General features: G+C 65.0%; 12 protein-coding genes. 5 read left to right on the forward strand and 7 right to left on the reverse strand.

The annotated features are described in order from the left end of the window. Positions 1 to 122 precede the first annotated feature (122 nt). A complete protein-coding gene (locus C84B14_RS11510) occupies positions 123 to 1,415 on the forward strand; it encodes an FCSD flavin-binding domain-containing protein (RefSeq protein ID WP_353224224.1) in 1,293 nt (430 codons plus the stop codon). A 29-nt stretch (positions 1,416 to 1,444) separates the two neighbouring features. On the opposite strand, the gene C84B14_RS11515 is transcribed toward C84B14_RS11510, so the two are convergent. From C84B14_RS11515 to C84B14_RS11525, 3 genes are read right to left on the reverse strand one after another with little or no spacing between them, the layout of a single operon-like run. Then, positions 1,445 to 2,380 carry a quinoprotein relay system zinc metallohydrolase 1 gene (locus C84B14_RS11515; protein ID WP_353224226.1) on the reverse strand — a complete coding sequence of 312 codons (936 nt, stop codon included), beginning with the start codon at positions 2,378 to 2,380 and terminating at the stop codon, positions 1,445 to 1,447. After that, on the reverse strand, positions 2,380 to 3,171 hold the full coding sequence (locus C84B14_RS11520) for a thiosulfate oxidation carrier protein SoxY (RefSeq protein WP_353224228.1): 792 nt from the start codon (positions 3,169 to 3,171) through the stop codon (positions 2,380 to 2,382). Before C84B14_RS11520 ends, C84B14_RS11515 begins: the two co-directional genes overlap by 1 nt. A 16-nt stretch (positions 3,172 to 3,187) precedes the next feature. Continuing rightward, the gene (locus C84B14_RS11525; RefSeq protein WP_353224230.1) at positions 3,188 to 4,378 is read right to left on the reverse strand and encodes a M48 family metallopeptidase; all 1,191 of its coding nucleotides are present in this window, start codon (positions 4,376 to 4,378) and stop codon (positions 3,188 to 3,190) included. Between the two features lie 165 nt (positions 4,379 to 4,543). On the opposite strand from C84B14_RS11525, the gene gfa reads away from it, so the two are divergent. Both gfa and C84B14_RS11535 read left to right on the forward strand, forming a co-directional pair. Continuing rightward, complete coding sequence (gene gfa / locus C84B14_RS11530) at positions 4,544 to 5,110, forward strand: S-(hydroxymethyl)glutathione synthase (protein ID WP_348767013.1); 567 nt, start codon at positions 4,544 to 4,546, stop codon at positions 5,108 to 5,110. A gap of 171 nt (positions 5,111 to 5,281) precedes the next feature. Next, positions 5,282 to 6,445, forward strand: a complete 1,164-nt coding sequence (locus C84B14_RS11535; protein WP_353224232.1) for a zinc-dependent alcohol dehydrogenase — start codon at positions 5,282 to 5,284, stop codon at positions 6,443 to 6,445. An 89-nt stretch (positions 6,446 to 6,534) separates the two neighbouring features. On the opposite strand, the gene C84B14_RS11540 is transcribed toward C84B14_RS11535, so the two are convergent. The 3 genes from C84B14_RS11540 to C84B14_RS11550 form a co-directional block, all read right to left on the reverse strand. Beyond that, a complete protein-coding gene (locus C84B14_RS11540) occupies positions 6,535 to 7,395 on the reverse strand; it encodes a universal stress protein (protein WP_353224234.1) in 861 nt (286 codons plus the stop codon). A gap of 26 nt (positions 7,396 to 7,421) precedes the next feature. Continuing rightward, the gene (locus tag C84B14_RS11545) at positions 7,422 to 8,909 is read right to left on the reverse strand and encodes a SulP family inorganic anion transporter (protein WP_353224236.1); all 1,488 of its coding nucleotides are present in this window, start codon (positions 8,907 to 8,909) and stop codon (positions 7,422 to 7,424) included. A gap of 367 nt (positions 8,910 to 9,276) precedes the next feature. Then, on the reverse strand, positions 9,277 to 10,200 hold the full coding sequence (locus C84B14_RS11550; protein WP_353224238.1) for an acyl-CoA thioesterase: 924 nt from the start codon (positions 10,198 to 10,200) through the stop codon (positions 9,277 to 9,279). Positions 10,201 to 10,543: 343 nt separating this feature from the next. Here C84B14_RS11550 and C84B14_RS11555 point away from each other — a divergent pair, with 343 nt between their 5' ends. Beyond that, entirely contained in the window at positions 10,544 to 11,404 is an 861-nt protein-coding gene (locus tag C84B14_RS11555; RefSeq protein ID WP_353224240.1) for a crotonase/enoyl-CoA hydratase family protein, read from the forward strand. Positions 11,405 to 11,557: 153 nt separating this feature from the next. Continuing rightward, positions 11,558 to 13,651, forward strand: a complete 2,094-nt coding sequence (locus tag C84B14_RS11560) for a putative bifunctional diguanylate cyclase/phosphodiesterase (RefSeq protein ID WP_353224242.1) — start codon at positions 11,558 to 11,560, stop codon at positions 13,649 to 13,651. A gap of 196 nt (positions 13,652 to 13,847) precedes the next feature. On the opposite strand, the gene C84B14_RS11565 is transcribed toward C84B14_RS11560, so the two are convergent. Next, positions 13,848 to 15,029 carry a CaiB/BaiF CoA transferase family protein gene (locus tag C84B14_RS11565; protein ID WP_353224244.1) on the reverse strand — a complete coding sequence of 394 codons (1,182 nt, stop codon included), beginning with the start codon at positions 15,027 to 15,029 and terminating at the stop codon, positions 13,848 to 13,850. Positions 15,030 to 15,538: the final 509 nt, after the last annotated feature.

Consider the following 15,538-nt stretch of genomic DNA (forward strand, 5'->3'; position numbering starts at 1 on the left):
CGGGGCCGGGGCTTTGCGCCCGCTTGATCGGCGTCAGTGTTCGCTACCGTGCAGCAAGCACGCTACGCTCTCACTTCCTTGTCAATCACGCGCAAAGCACGCCAGCGCGACCGCGACAGGTTATGCAGAGCTTCCCTAACGATCGCCGAACCCTGCTGCGCGGGCTGGCCGGCGCGGCCGCGCTCGGTGCGCTCGGCCTGCCGCTGCGTCGCGCACGGGCCGCGCCCTCGACGGTGGTGATTGCCGGCGGCGGTTTCGCGGGCGCCAGCTGTGCGCTCGCCCTGCGCCGGCTCGCCCCTCAGGTGCGCGTGACGCTGGTGGATCGCCAGCCGCATTTCGTCACCGGCCCGTTTTGCAATGCGGTGATCGCCGGCCTGCGCCCGATCTCGTCCATCACCCAGGGCCACGCCGGCCTGAGCGCGGCCGGCGTTCGCATCGTGCATGCCGATATCGACGGGGTCGAACCGGCCGCGCGCCGTATCCGGCTGGCCGACGGCCGCACCATCGGCGGCGACCGGCTGGTAATCGCCCCCGGTATCGATTTCGACTGGGCCGCGATCGACGGCTACGGCCCGGCACAGGTCGAGCGTATTCCCCATGCCTGGCCCGGCGGCGCCGAAGCGCTGCGCACCCTGCGCCAACAGCTGCGGGCCATGCCCGACAACGGCCGGGTGGTGATCAGCGTGCCGGACAATCCCTATCGCTGCCCGCCGGGGCCCTACGAGCGGGCCAGCCTGATCGCCCACTTTCTCAAGCAGCACAAACCGCAGGCCAGCGTGCTGATCCTCGACGCCAAGGATCATTTTTCCAAGGAGCCGCTGTTTCGCACCGCCTGGGGCACACGCTACGGCGAACGGCTGCAGTGGCGCGGCGGCCGGCGCGACGGCGCACGCGTGGTGGCGGTGGATAGCCAGAGCCGGTGCGTGCGTACGATCAGCGGCGACGAATACGCAGCCGACGTGCTCAATATCATTCCGCCGCAACGGGCCGGGCGTCTGGCGGGCGATGCCGGACTGACCGACGCCGCCGGCTGGGTGCCGGTCGCGGCCCACGATTTCTCGGTGGCCGGCTACGCGGGCGTGCATGTGATCGGCGATGCCGCCCGTGCCGAGCCCATGCCCAAATCCGCCTATGCCGCCAACATGCAGGCCAAGCTGTGTGCCCATGCCATCGCCCGCGACCTGGCCGGCGAGCCGGCCGTGGAAACAAAGCTGATCAACGCCTGCTACAGCCTGGTAGCCCCGGACTACGGCATCAGTATTACCGAGGTATATCGGCTCGATGGCGATACGCTGGCCGCCATCGCAAACGCCGGCGGCATATCCGCGCTGGCGGCCGACTCGCAAACCCGCGCCGCCGAAGCCGACTATGCCCGTGCCTGGTATCAAAACATCGTGCGCGACAGCTTCGGCTAGCCGCGCCGGCCGACGACCCCCGGACGCCGCTACTCGAGCGTCGCCTTTTCCAGCGCCGGATAAAGATACGTCACCGAGCGCCGGTATTCGGCTGGCTGTACGGCCAGCGCGGCCCAGCGCGGCGGCAGCGCTTCGAACATCAGTTCGGCAGCGCTGTCGCCGCGCGCCGCCCCCGCCTGCAGGCGCTCGACCAGCCAGCGCAGATAGGCACCGGTCTGCTCGAGCGGTGTGTCGTCGCTTGCCACCGGTCCGTGCCCGGGCACCACGATACGAAAACCGGTACGGGCTGCGCCTGCCAGCGCCTGCTGCCAGCCGGCGATATCGCCATGCGGCGTGGCCGGCGCCCGGTCGTGGAATACGACGTCGCCGGCAAAGAGCACGCCGGTACGACGATCCAGAATCATGAGATCGGCCGGACTGTGCCCGGCCGTGGCGATCAGTTCGAGCCGGTGATCGCCGTAGTCCACGACCGGCTCCATGTCGGGCACGATGATCTCATCCGGCACCACGGCCGATGTACCACGCATGGCCGCGCCGACGCGGTCGTAGAGATGTCGGGCCATCGCCTCGCCGGCGCTACGGATGGTCCGTGCGGTGGCCGGTAGCGCAGCAATAGGCACATCCGCGAAGGCGTTGTTGCCCAGAAAATGGTCGGCATGGGCATGGGTGATGTACACCCGCACCACCGGCCGGTCCGTGACGCGGGCGATGGCGGCGCGCATGGCTTCGCCGTAGAGGCGCGACGGGCCGGTATCGATCACCACCACGCCCTGCTCGGTCACGATGAAGCCGCTGTTGGCCACCGCGCCATGGTTGTCGAAATCGAAGGCCTCGAGCGCGCCGAGGAATACATAGGTATCGGGCGCGACGCGTTGCGGGACCAGCTCGTAATAGTCGTCGGCGCCAGCCGGCGTGATGGCAGACAGCAGCCACAGGCACAGCAGAACGATAAAACGCGCCGACATCACGGCGACGCGGCCCTGGCAGCCGGGGCTACGTCCTTGCTATAGCGCTGCGCCCGGACGTCGCGCACCTCGATATGCAACGGTTCGCGGCCGGCGATATCCAGGGTGAATACCGCCGTGGTGGCCAGCGACTTGCCCGGAACCAGCCGTGCGCGCGGCTCGCCCGCGCTATCGCTTACGCTGATCCGGTCGATCGCGGGCACCGACTCGCTGTCCGACGCCGGCTGTCGAATACGAAACTTCAAGCGTTGATAACCTTCCGGTCGCGGCCAGACCTGCGCCTCGATGCCAGGCCCCGCGCCTGGCTCTGCTGCATCGCTCGCGGTCATGCTCGGCGCGGCACAGCCGCCGCCCTGGGCATCGATCCAGCGGCCGCCGATATGCCATACGCCGTCGCCCGTGAGTACGGCCGCCCGCAGGGGCGTGGCCTGGGCAAGGCGCAGACCGAATCCCAGCCTGAAATCGCGCGCTGCCGGCGCCGCGCCCGGAAAATAATCCAGCACCGCACCGGGGGCGGCGGCATCCGCCAGCACGCGGATGTGGCGTACGTCTTCCAGGCCGGATATGCGCAGGAAAACCGGAGTGGCCCGGCCGTCTTCGCCCGCGCCCGGCGCGAACACCTGCACGCGTTCGTCGAACACAATCCGGGCGTCGCGAAAATGCTCGGCCACGATATAACGCCAGCGCGACGAGTCCAGCGGATCGGCCGGTATCGACGCGGTGGTGGCTGCCGGCGCGCCGAGCGCATACCCGAACAGACACAGCCACAGCAGGCATGAACCCGCGCGCATGCGCTGCCGCCTCATGCTAGCCATCGATCGCGCGCAGCCTTGCCAGCCGCGCGGACCCGGGCGGATGGGTCGCAAACACCGCGGCATACCAGCGGTCCATGGTCGGCGCGGTGAGGTTGTTCGCCAGCAGTTTCTCCAGCGCCGAGATCAGCGCGGCCGGCTGGGCGTGTTCGGCGGCATAGGCATCGGCCTCGTATTCGTAGCGCCGCCGGCGCGCGGACTGCCAGCCCTGCAGCGGCCAGCCCAGCGCCGGCAACAACAGATAGGCCGCCACCGCGAGCAGCGCCGGCGCTACCGCCAGATCCGCCCACGCCGCCACCGTACCGATCGCGAGATAACCACCGAACAGAAGCACGGCCTGACTGGCATAAAAACGCTGCAGATGACCACAGCGGTAATGACCGAGCTCGTGGGCCATGACGGCCTCCAGTTCTGCCGCCGACAGGTGAGCGATCAGCGTATCCGAAAGCACCACCCGCTTGGATCGGCCCAGGCCGGTGAAATAGGCGTTGGCCCCGCGCGAGCGGCGCGAGGTATCCACCACCAGGACCTGCTCCAGGCGCGTACCGCAGCGCTGCATCATGGCCTCGAGGCGCTGACGCAGCTCGCCGGGCGCAAGCGGCTCGAAACGCTCGAACAGCGGCGCGATGAGATTCGGCCGTGCCCAGAACAAGAAAGCCGTGCCCACGATCATCAGCACCCCGCTCGCCGGCCAGGCCCAGCCGAACGGCGCCACGGCGAACGGCCACAGAACCCAGAGGCAAGCCGGCACCGCGAGCGTCGCATTGAGCATTACGCGGCGGGCGCTGTCGCCTGCGACCGCGGCGAACGTGCGGGTCGACATACCGGCGGTACGCTCGACGAACCGCCAGCGTGCCCACACCCGCATCTCGCACAGCAGCTGATCGAGGGCCGCGAATACGACAGCAAACGCCAGCACGCCGGCCCACGCGTAGGCCTCGAGGCCGGCATACAGGCCCGCGAGCGCGCCGCTGGCAAGCCAGAAGACGATACGTGCCACGCGTTCGAAGCCTGCCAGCCATTGAAATAGCGCCCGCCGCTGGCCATAGCGCAGAAGCCGTTGCTGCGAAGGCGCGCGCAGCTCGGCCGCCAGATGGCGCCACTGGCGCAGACATACGATCGCCTCGAACACCAGCGACCCCAGCAGCCAGCCGGCCAGGCTCCAGAAAAGCACTGCGGCGCTCATCGACGAGGCAGCCCCGACACGGCACTGCCCGTTCGCGGCACCCTGCTTACGTCGCATTCGCTCGGTTTCATCGAGGGCGTAGTGTGGATCGCGAACCGGCGCGAACGCCGGCACACAACAGGCCGACGGCCCATAAATCGATTAATTGCGAGACGAGGAACAGCCATGACGATCACGATACATCCCAGCGTCGATAAAGGCATGACGCCGGCAGCAGAGAATTTCTCCGGCGGCACGCTCAAATGCCGCTGCAGCAAAGACCCTGTCCAGGTCGAGGTTTCTTCCCAGTGCGCGCACAACCATGTCTGTGGCTGCACGATGTGCTGGAAACCCGAAGGCGCCACCTTCGCCCAGATCGCGGTGGTGCCCAGCGACAGCGTCAAGATCCGTGAAAACGAGAAGAAGCTGAAGGTCGTCAACGAGAACGCGGCGATCAAACGTCACGCCTGCCGCGACTGCGGCACCCACATGGTCGGGCATATCGAAGACAGCAAGCATCCGTTCTACGGCCTCGACTTCATTCATACCGAACTCTCCGACGAGCAGGGCTGGGAACCGCCACAGTTCGCGGCCTTCGTGTCGTCGATCATCGAAGCCGGCACCGACCCCAACCGGATGGGCGAAATCCGCCGTCACCTGCACGATGCCGGCCTGGAACCCTACGACTGCCTGTCGCCCACCCTCATGGATGTGATCGCGACCCATACAGCCAAGCAAAAAGGCGTGCTGTAGCACTGCCCTGCCGCCGGCTCGGCCCCGAGCCGGCGGCGTTTTCGAGTGCGTTGCTGCAGCCAGGGCAAAAGTCTTTTCCCGGCGCGAGGTTCAGTGATATTGCGCATTCCACGGGCGCCGCGCCTGCATGCAGGATGCAGATTCAAGCTTTCGAACCACAGCGAGCGCCTTATGAAAGCACTCACCTGGCACGGCACCCACGACGTACGCGTCGACAACGTCGAGGATCCGACCATCCAGCAGGATCGCGACGCCATCATCAAGATCACCGCCACCGCGATCTGCGGCTCCGATCTGCACCTCTACAACGGCCTGATGGCCGGCATGCAGGCCGGCGACGTGCTCGGCCACGAGTTCATGGGCGAAGTCGTGGAAACCGGCTCGGCCGTGAACAATCTCAAAAAGGGCGATCGCGTGGTCGTACCCTTCACCATTTCCTGCGGCAGCTGCTTTTTCTGCAACAAGCATCTGTATTCGCTGTGCGACAACTCCAACCCGAACGCCGATCAGGCCGCCGAGTTGATGGGCCATTCGCCGGCCGCCCTGTTCGGCTATTCGCATGTGCTCGGCGGCATCCCCGGCGGCCAGGCCGAGTACGTGCGCGTACCCTATGCCGACGTCGGCCCGATCAAGGTCGAATCCGACCTGCGCGACGATCAGCTGCTGTTTCTGTCGGACATCTACCCGACCGGCTACCAGGCCGTCGATCAATGCGATATGGAAGCCGGCGACACGGTCGCCATCTGGGGCTGTGGCCCGGTCGGCCAGTTCGCGATTCGCAGCGCCTGGATGATGGGCGCGGGCCGCGTCATCGCCATCGATCGCGTACCCGAGCGCCTGAAGCTGGCCCAAGAAAAAGCCGGGGCCGAGGTGATCAACTTCGAAGAAGACGACGTCTACAGCAAGCTGCTCGACATGACCGGCGGGCGCGGGCCGGACTGCGGCATCGACTGCGTGGGCGCCGAAGCCCATGGTCAGGGCGACCCGGAAGCCATACGCCGCAGCGCGGATTCCACGGAAGACAATCATCCGCATGCGATCAACGAAATGATCATGTCGGTACGCAAGGGCGGGCGGCTGTCGCTGCCGGGCGTCTATACCGACAAGGTGGACGGTTTCGCGATCAACGCGCTGATGAACAAGTCGCTGTCGGTCAAGGGCGGCCAGACCCATATGCAGGGTTATCTCAAGGGCCTGCTCAATACCGTGGAACAGGGGCTGATCGACCCATCGTTCATTATCACCCATCGCTACGGGCTGAGCGACGCGCCCCAGGCCTATGCCAACTTCAATGCCAAGGAAGATGGCTGCATCAAGGTGGTGATGACGCCGTGATAGAAGGCGTTTGAAACCACGACAGGACTGCGGGCCGAACGAAAAAAGGGGCGATGAATCGCCCCTTTTTCTTGCCCGAAAACAATCTGCTAGCGCAGGATCAGTACCGGCAGGTTCGCATGACGAATCATTTCGGTGGTGGTGCTACCCACCAGCAGATGGCGGATGCGCGAATGGCCATAGGCGCCCATCACCAGCATGTCGATATCATTGGCCTGTTCGTAGGCGCGCAGCGTGGCCTCGACCTCGCCCTCCTCGAGCACGGCGATCGTGACCTCGCCGCAGACAGCCTCGAGCGCGACCTTGGCCTCGTCGAGCTTGGTGCGGCAGTCGTCGCTGGCATCGCCGACATAAACCAGATGACAGACCACGCCGGCAAACAGCGGGCTGGCGGCGATACGTTCGATCATCGCCTTCGAGGTACGGCTGCCGTCGAAGGCAACGACGATCCGCTCGGGTGTTTTGAACGCAGGCGGCGTAATCAGCATCGGGCAATGCAGCGAGCGAATCACCCGTTCGAGATTGGAACCCAGATGCTCGTGGGCGGTATCGGCGGTTTCACCGCGCTTGCCGAGCACGAGCAGGCGGGTTTCGCTTTCCATTTCCACCAGGGTTTCGGCCAGCGCGCCGTGGCGCTGGCGCGAGGCGGCATTGGCCACGCCGTCGGCCGCGGCGCGCTCGCAGGCGGCATCGAGCATGATGCGGCCCTGCTCGCGCTCCAGACGGGCGCGCTGCTCGTCGAGCTGCGCCAGCTCGGCAAGCAGGTGCTCGCGCGACCCGAGGCCGATCTGGCCACTCACATCGGACTCGGCCGCGCGCCCGGTCTTGTCGATGACGTGCACGAAGGTCAGCCCGATATCCAGGCGCAGGCTCGCCCAGGCAGCCGCATCGCAGACCGCCTGGGAATAGGCCGACCCGTCGATACAAGCGGTGACGTGGCGCTCGCTCATGAGAACTCCTCGGTTACTTGTTATTGCTAATGACCGCCGAGCAGTTTCTCAGCGTCGGGCTTGTCGTGCACGGCGATGCGGTCGACCAGGGTGGCACTGGCTTCGTTGAGCCCGACCACCTCGACCTCGGCACCCTCGCGCCGGAATTTGAGCACCACCTTGTCGAGCGCGCCGACCGCGGTGATATCCCAGAAATGGGCACGACGCAGGTCGATGCGCACGTGGTCCAGCGCCTCCTTGAAGTCGAAGCCGGCCACGAACTTCTCGGCCGAAGTGAAGAACACCTGCCCGACCACTTCATACTCTCGCGAGCGGCCGTCGTCGGTTTCGCGACTGCCGATATAGAGCAGCCGCCCCACTTTGTTGGCGAAGAACAGCGATGACAGCAGCACGCCCACGAACACGCCGATCGCCAGATTGTGGGTGGCCACCACCACGGCAACGACGGTGACCATCACCACGTTCGTGCTCATCGGATGATTGCGCATGTCGCGCAGCGATTCCCAGCTGAAGGTGCCGACCGAAACCATGATCATCACGGCTACGAGTGCCGCCATGGGAATGAGCGACACCCAGTCGGACAGGAACACCACCATTACCAGCAGCACGACACCGGCGGTCAGCGTGGAAAAACGAGTGCGACCGCCCGATTTGATGTTGATGACCGACTGGCCAATCATGCCGCAGCCGGCCATGCCGCCCAGCAGGCCCGCGCCGATGTTGGCGATGCCCTGCCCGCGGCATTCGCGGTTCTTGTCGCTGGGCGTATCGGTGAGATCGTCCACGATCGTGGCCGTCATCATCGATTCCATCAGGCCGACCACGGTCAACATGATCGAATACGGCAGGATGATCCAGAACGTCTCCAGCGTCAGCGGCACATCCGGCCACAGGAACACGGGCAGCGTATCCGGCAACTCGCCCATGTCGCCCACGGTATTGATGCCCATGTCGCTGGCCATGTAGACGCCCGTGAGTACGAGGATGCAGATCAGCGGCGACGGCAGCATGCGCCCGACGACCGGCACATACGGAAACAGGTAGATGATGCCCAGCCCGGCTGCGGTCATGGCATAGACATGCCAGGTCACACCCGTGAGCTCGGGCAGCTGGGCCATGAAGATGAGAATGGCCAAGGCGTTGACGAAGCCCGTGACCACGGACCGGGAGACGAACCGCATCAGCTCACCGAGCTTGAGCACGCCGGCGACGATCTGCAGCACGCCGGTCAGCAGCGTGGCCGCGAGCAGGTACTGCAGCCCGTGTTCGGCCACCAGCGTGGTCATCAACAGCGCCATCGCCCCGGTCGCCGCCGAGATCATGCCCGGGCGTCCGCCCGCGAACGCAATCACCACGCAGATACAGAAGGAGGCATAGAGGCCGACCTTCGGATCGACCCCGGCGATGATGGAGAAGGCAATCGCCTCCGGAATGAGCGCCAGCGCGACCACCGTGCCGGCGAGCACGTCGGCCCGGATATTGGAGAACCAGGTTTGTCGTATCGATTGGATCATCGTGTCTCGTGCCTGCTGAACGATACCTCGCGCTGTCGGGCGGCATGGCCGCACGGCACCGGCATCGATGGCGTCTGTCAGTCACCTCAGACACCGGATTATTCGTTTCACAGAGCAAGCGCCAGGGCCAGCAACCGCCGGAACGGCGGCGTGGCGGTCGCGAACGCGACGGGCGCGGCTGCGCTCGACTTGAAGGCCTGGCCTGCCCGTGACATGACACGAACCGGGCCCCGGCCTTTCGAGCGCGCGGATAGTAACAGAATGAACGCGCGACGGCCCATCCCAATCGCGCCGCACGGGCGATCGATCGCGGTCGCGAACCGCTCTGGGTGGGTCGACCCTGCCGCCGCCCGTCGTCGACCGGGGCTTAAACGCTCGGCATGCCGCCAACGATACGATCGTCATCCGCTGCGTCGGCGCTGATGTACAGCGCCTGCATCGAAGCACGCAGGTCCGCCGTGATCGGCGTCGGCCGATGCCGCTCTTGGTCGATGAGCACCATGGTGCTACGGGCGGTGGCCAGCCGCTTGTCGCCCACCGCGGCCGCGCCGGCCAGGGCGAATGAGCTGTTGCCGATCCGGTCGATGCCGCAGGTCACCTGGACGTTGGCACGGCCGCGATGCCAGCTGTGATAGCTCAGATCCACGCCGGCCACGAGCATGCCCAGCGCCGGGTCATTGCGGATGGGACGCAGCGTGCCGGCCCGCGACTGCTCCATGTACCGTGAAACCGCCAGTTCACCGATCACCGCATCCGGGTCAAGATCGGCATAGCGCCCGGAAATCTCGGCCACGGCCGGATAGCCCGATATCGGTACGTGCTCGGGCGGCACCGCCGGCCAGTCGTTGACCGGCACGTCGTGCGCGGCGCGGCGCTCTGCCAATGCCGCATGCACGTTTTGCGGCAGCGCGACCCAGCGGTCCGCATGCCAGGCGCCCATCAAGCAGTCCTGTACACCCACGCACTCGCCCAGCTGAAACAGCCCGGTAACAAGGCGATAGCTATCGGCGGCCACCTCGACCAGGCGCGTGGCGCAAGTCACATCGTGGGGGTAGTGGGTCTCCCGCAAGAACTGGGTGAGCGTGCGACGCGGGCGCAACAGTACGGTATCGGAAAACAGATGCGCCTGCCCCAGCACCGCCAGCTGATAGCGAATACGTGCCTCGACGTGCAGGCCGTGCACCGCCACGTTGTTGACGTGCCGGATCGTATCCAGATGCGCGTATTGCAACGCCAGGGTATGGCGCAGATCGTAGCGTTCGGGGTGGCTCTGCCAACCGGGCGTCTTCACAGGCATGTCCTTGAAACGGATAGCAACGCGTCGCCGACCGGCTGTTCGAGCAAACACGACCGATACGCGCCAAGGCTGCGATTATGAACTGCCAACGGCAATGATTTCATGCCGTGCGCCCTTAGCCGGCAGTGTTCAAGTTGCGCGCTGGCGCCCGTGGCAGGCAAGCAGCCATGTTTTCTTTCCCGGGAAACGCGCCTTGTATGCGGCGCCACAGCCGCGGAGCGGCCTGCGGTGTCTGACGACGTCTGCGGGCAATTGCGGAGTCGTTCGTGCCCGCAGAAACGCTATGATCGCTGATCGCGCATTTCTCAAATCCAAGAATAAACTGCGAGGAGCCCCCATGACCGCACCGCAATTCTCGACCATCTCGCTGGATATCGAGGACGGCATCGCCACCCTGTGGCTGGACCGTCCCGAGAAAATGAACGCTTTCACGCCGCAGATGAAGAACGAGATGATTGCGGCCTTCGACCATACCGACGCCAACGATGCGGTGCGTGCGGTGATCGTCACGGGCCGCGGGCGGGCGTTCTGTGCAGGCGCGGATCTGTCGTCGGGCGGCGATACCTTCGACTACGACAAGCGCCAGGGCGAGGACCACGTTCGCGACGGCGGCGGCCAGGTCACGCTGCGGATCTATCGCAGCCTCAAACCCGTCATCGGTGCGATCAACGGCGCGGCGGTGGGCATCGGCGCCACCATGCAGCTGCCCATGGATATCCGTATCGCGGCCGACACGGCCAAGTTCGGCTTTGTGTTCGCACGCCGCGGTATCACCCTCGAAGCCGCCTCGTCGTGGTTTCTCACCCGCGCGGTAGGCATGTCGACCGCATTGGAATGGTGCTATTCCGGCCGCGTGTTTCCGGCCAGCGAGGCCCATGAGCGGGGCCTGGTGCGCTCGCTGCATGCCGCAGACGACCTCTACGGTGCAGCGGTCGCACTCGCGCACGAACTTACCGACGAAAGTGCGCCGGTCTCCATCGCCATGACCCGCCAGCTGCTCTGGCGCATGCATGCACAGGGCCATCCCATGGATGCGCATCGTATCGATAGCCAGGCAATTCGTGCTCGTGGGCGCTCGGAAGACGCCAAGGAAGGGGTCTCGTCATTTCTGGAAAAACGACCGGCGAACTTCCCCAACCGCGTATCCAGCGATATGCCCGATTTTTTCGATTGGCAGCATGAGCCGCCGTTTGAATAGGGACGCCGCACGGCGCGGCACACAGGCGCTGCGCCGGCTCGATCGGCAGGCATTGTAGACAAAGAAAGACGCACTCCCTATAAACGAAAGAGTCGCATCTAGACAGGCCAGCGCACAGCCCAAGTATTTGACGATGCGCTGCGGGGACGGGGGATGGATTTTTTAACCGCCACGTACGACGACCGACTGGTGGCCGCATCATTGGCGTGCGCGCTGATGGCTGCGTATACCGCGCTCGATCTGGCGAGCCGGATACGGACCATGCCCGAGGTATCTCGCTATGCCTGGCTCGTGGCCGGTGCGATCGCTCTGAGCACCGGCATTTGGTCGACGCATCTGCTGGGCACGCTCGCTCTGGCATTGCCTATCGATATCGGCTTTCGAGTCGATATCTGTGCCCTGGCCTGGCTGATGGGCGTGCTGGCTTCGCTCGTTGCACTGGCCCTGCTCATACGACAGCGACCGACCCGAACCGAGCTGTTCGGCGCCAGCCTGCTGCTGGCCGGCACTATCCTGGCCCTCCACTATCTAAGCATCGGGTCGATGCAGATCAGGCCGCCGATCGTCTACGACCGCGTATGGGTCGCGCTATCGATACTCGTGGCCATCGCTGCCTGCAATACGTCTCTGCGCATCGCCTTCAGCCGGCCCTCGGCCAGCGGACTGAGCGCCTTCGGGCGCAAGTCTGCGGGCGCGCTGCTGCTGGCGATCGGCGTCGTGGGCACGCACTATGTCGGTATTCAGGCCGCCCAGTTTCCTGCCGCCAGTACGAGTGCGGCCGCCAGCGAGCTGGATTGGCGCTGGCTGGCGCTGTTGATCTGCAATACAACCGTGCTGCTGTCGGCGACCCTGCTCATTGCAATCGCCCTGGATCGGCGTATGCACAGGCGCACCGCGCAGCTGGTGCGATCGCTGGACATGGCGAATCTGCAGCTGCACCACGCCAGCCGCCACGACCCCCTCACCCAGCTTGGCAATCGACCGTTGCTGCGCGAGCGCCTGGAACAGGCCATCATGTCTGCGCACGCCAACCGCCAGCGCGCCGCGCTGCTGCATATCGGCCTGGACCGTTTCAAGCAAATCAACGACAGCCTCGGGCACGATGCCGCCGATACGCTGCTCACCCGCCTCGCCCAGGCCATTAGCCAGTCCGCCCAGGCGGGCGATACCGTCGCCCGTGTCGGTGGCGACGAATTCTTGATCCTGATGACCGGCGACGTCGGCAGTCGCAGCCTGCATCGCCACTGCGAGCGCTTGCTTGCGCTGATCCGGGATATCCACTCCGGCCAGACGCGGCTGTCGGGCAGCATCGGCGTGGCCCGCTACCCGATCGACGCCTACGACGCAGCGGGCCTGATTACCGCGTCGCATATGGCGATGTACAGCGCCAAGCAGGCCGGCCGCGATCAGTACGCCTTCTTCACCTCCGAGCTGGCACAAAGCGTTGAGCGCGATGTCACCATTCGAAGCGAATTGAGTGAAGCGATCGACTGCGGGCAGATCCAACCCTATTACCAGCCCAAATACGACGTGCGTACGCGGCGCCTGGTCGGCGCCGAAGCCCTGGCACGCTGGCACCACCCGGCCGATGGTTTCGTGCCGCCGGATCGGTTCATCGCCGTCGCCGAACGCTCGCGCCAGATCAGCAGTCTGCAGAACTGCATGCTGCGCGCTATCTGTGCCGACATACGCGACTGGCGCAGCCAGGGCCTGCACGTACCTCCGATCGCGTTCAACCTGTCGGCCAGCTGTCTGCGCGATCCGGCCCTGGCCACCACCATCGCCGCCATCCTGGCCGAATTCGGACTCTCCCCGCGCGATCTGATCTGCGAGATCACCGAAACCGCGGCCGTGCCCGAGCTTCAACAAGCCCTGCACACGCTGGGTAAGTTGCGTAGTCAGGGCATACGCATATCCATCGACGATTTTGGAACCGGCCTGTCGAGCATGTCTTATCTGCGCGACCTGCCGATCGACCAGCTCAAGATCGATAGAGCCTTCGTTGCACGGCTGGGCAATAACGTCGACAGCGGCAACGCGATCGTGCGTTCGATCATCGATCTGGCCCATTCGCTCGAGCTCGACGTCGTCGCCGAAGGCGTGGAACTCGAATCCCAGCTGAGCACGCTCGCCGAGCTGAATTGCGACGAGGTGCAGGGCTATCTGTTCAGCCCCGCCGTCGAGGCCGACGCGTTCGCTGCCGGCCTGAACCAGACCTCGCAGATACGCCCCCGATCGATTCACTAGGGCAGACGCCGCGAACGCCTTTCGGGGTGAATGCCTCAATCAGCCATCGTTCTTGAATTTGAGGCGCACATCGCGGGTGCGAAGAACCGACAAGGCCCAGAATTCGCCGGCCTGGCAGCCCTTGCCTACGCGACGCAAAGGCCTGCCAAAGCGACTGCTTAAACCCCTGAAGCCTGGATCGAAGTCGGGCCCGGGTTCAGTCTCCCAGGATCTCACGCAGCACTTCGTCGGTATGCTCGCCCAGCATCGGCGGTGGCCGCCGATACGCAACGGGCGACTCCGATAGCCGCAGCGGACTCGCCACCAAACTCAGCTCGCGCTGCAACGGATGCGCCATTGTGATTCGCAAGTCGCGATGCTGCGCCTGTGGGTCACGGAATACATCGTCGATACTGTTGACCGGCCCGCAGGGCACACCGGCCGCGTCGAGCAGGGCGACCCATTGATCGGTTGTGCGCATCACCGTGGTTTGGCGTATCAGAGGCACGAGAACCTTGCGATGCTCGACGCGTGCGGCGTTGGTTGCAAATCGCTCATCGTCCTTCCACTCGGCATGTTCTGCAGCGTCACAAAAACGCGCGAACTGCTGATCGTTGCCGATCGTCAAGATGATTTCCCCGTCGGCGGTGGGGAAGTCCTCATAGGGGACGATACTTGGATGGGCGTTACCCATACGGTGCGGAACGCGGCCCGACGTCAAATAAGCTGACGCCTGGTTCGCCAGACAGGCGACCTGAACATCGAACAACGCCACATCGATGTATTGGCCCACGCCGCTCTGATGGCGTCGATTGAGCGCGGCAAGCACGGCGACCAACGCATAAAGCCCGGTCGTTATATCGGTTAACGCGACCCCGCTCTTCATGGGGCCGCCGCCGGGCTGATCGTCCGGGCGTCCGGTGATACTCATCAGCCCGCCCATGGCCTGAATAAGAAAATCGTAGCCGGGCTTTCCGGCATACGGGCCATCCTGGCCGAAGCCGGTGATCGAACAGTACACCAAGCGAGGATTGATCTCGCTCAAGGTCGCGTAGTCCAAGCCGTACCGAGCCAGGTCGCCAACTTTGAAGTTCTCGAGCAGAACATCCGACTCGGCCACCAGCTGCCTTATCTGCGCTTGCCCCTGGGCGCATGAGATATCGATCTCGACCGAGCGCTTGTTACGGTTGGCGCCAAGAAAGTAGGCGGATTCCGACGTCGGCCGGCCCTCGGCGTCTTCTAGGTAAGGCGGCCCCCACCCACGCGTATCGTCGCCTCGACCCGGGCGCTCGACCTTGATCACCTCGGCGCCCAGGTCGCCCATCACTTGCGCCGCCCAGGGCCCTGCCAACACCCGTGTCAGGTCCAGCACGCGGATATCCGACAACGCACCACTCATAAGAACTCCTCTCGCTCAGCCCGTGAAAGCCTGTAGGCCAGCCTGGGCGACCAACAGTCAGCGCATGCATATCGTGACTTGCCTGGCAGGTATTGACCACTCACGGCGTCGGCCGATTCCGTCGGTTCTCGTGCGCGAAGAACTCGCGGCTGGAAAATCAGTCATCGCGGTCGCGCAGGGTTAGCGAACGGCGAACGCGTATCCCCGTAATACCCGAAAACCACACGGGCCTTGAGGCGTTCGACAGCTGGGCTATGGAAGAAGTAGCGCGTTTTGAATAACGCGCGATTTCGGGCTGACTCATGCCCCGAGCGGCGCGAACCCGTCGAACCATGCTTGTCTATCTGTCGCAGGTTCGAACAATTATCGATAGTCCAATAAAAAACCCGCCTGCGGCGGGTGTTTTATTGGTGCGCCCGGCAGGATTACTCGGCGCTACGCGCCTCGCCCTTCGGGCCCGTCGCTGCGCGACGGTTCGGGCTCGCTCCGCGAGCCCGTCGAACCCTGCT

It is taken from the genome of Salinisphaera sp. C84B14 (assembly GCF_040361435.1).
Classification (GTDB): Bacteria; Pseudomonadota; Gammaproteobacteria; order Nevskiales; family Salinisphaeraceae; genus Salinisphaera.

Bases quoted from the DNA above. Each gene is read 5' to 3' on its own strand.
- C84B14_RS11535 (WP_353224232.1), top strand. From the start codon at position 5,282: ATGAAAGCACTCACCTGGCACGGCACCCACGACGTACGCGTCGACAAC.
- C84B14_RS11540 (WP_353224234.1), bottom strand. From the start codon at position 7,395: ATGAGCGAGCGCCACGTCACCGCTTGTATCGACGGGTCGGCCTATTCC.
- C84B14_RS11555 (WP_353224240.1), top strand. From the start codon at position 10,544: ATGACCGCACCGCAATTCTCGACCATCTCGCTGGATATCGAGGACGGC.
- C84B14_RS11515 (WP_353224226.1), bottom strand. From the start codon at position 2,380: ATGTCGGCGCGTTTTATCGTTCTGCTGTGCCTGTGGCTGCTGTCTGCC.
- C84B14_RS11520 (WP_353224228.1), bottom strand. From the start codon at position 3,171: ATGCGCGCGGGTTCATGCCTGCTGTGGCTGTGTCTGTTCGGGTATGCG.
- C84B14_RS11510 (WP_353224224.1), top strand. From the start codon at position 123: ATGCAGAGCTTCCCTAACGATCGCCGAACCCTGCTGCGCGGGCTGGCC.
- C84B14_RS11560 (WP_353224242.1), top strand. From the start codon at position 11,558: ATGGATTTTTTAACCGCCACGTACGACGACCGACTGGTGGCCGCATCA.
- C84B14_RS11565 (WP_353224244.1), bottom strand. From the start codon at position 15,029: ATGAGTGGTGCGTTGTCGGATATCCGCGTGCTGGACCTGACACGGGTG.
- gfa (WP_348767013.1), top strand. From the start codon at position 4,544: ATGACGATCACGATACATCCCAGCGTCGATAAAGGCATGACGCCGGCA.
- C84B14_RS11545 (WP_353224236.1), bottom strand. From the start codon at position 8,909: ATGATCCAATCGATACGACAAACCTGGTTCTCCAATATCCGGGCCGAC.
- C84B14_RS11525 (WP_353224230.1), bottom strand. From the start codon at position 4,378: ATGAGCGCCGCAGTGCTTTTCTGGAGCCTGGCCGGCTGGCTGCTGGGG.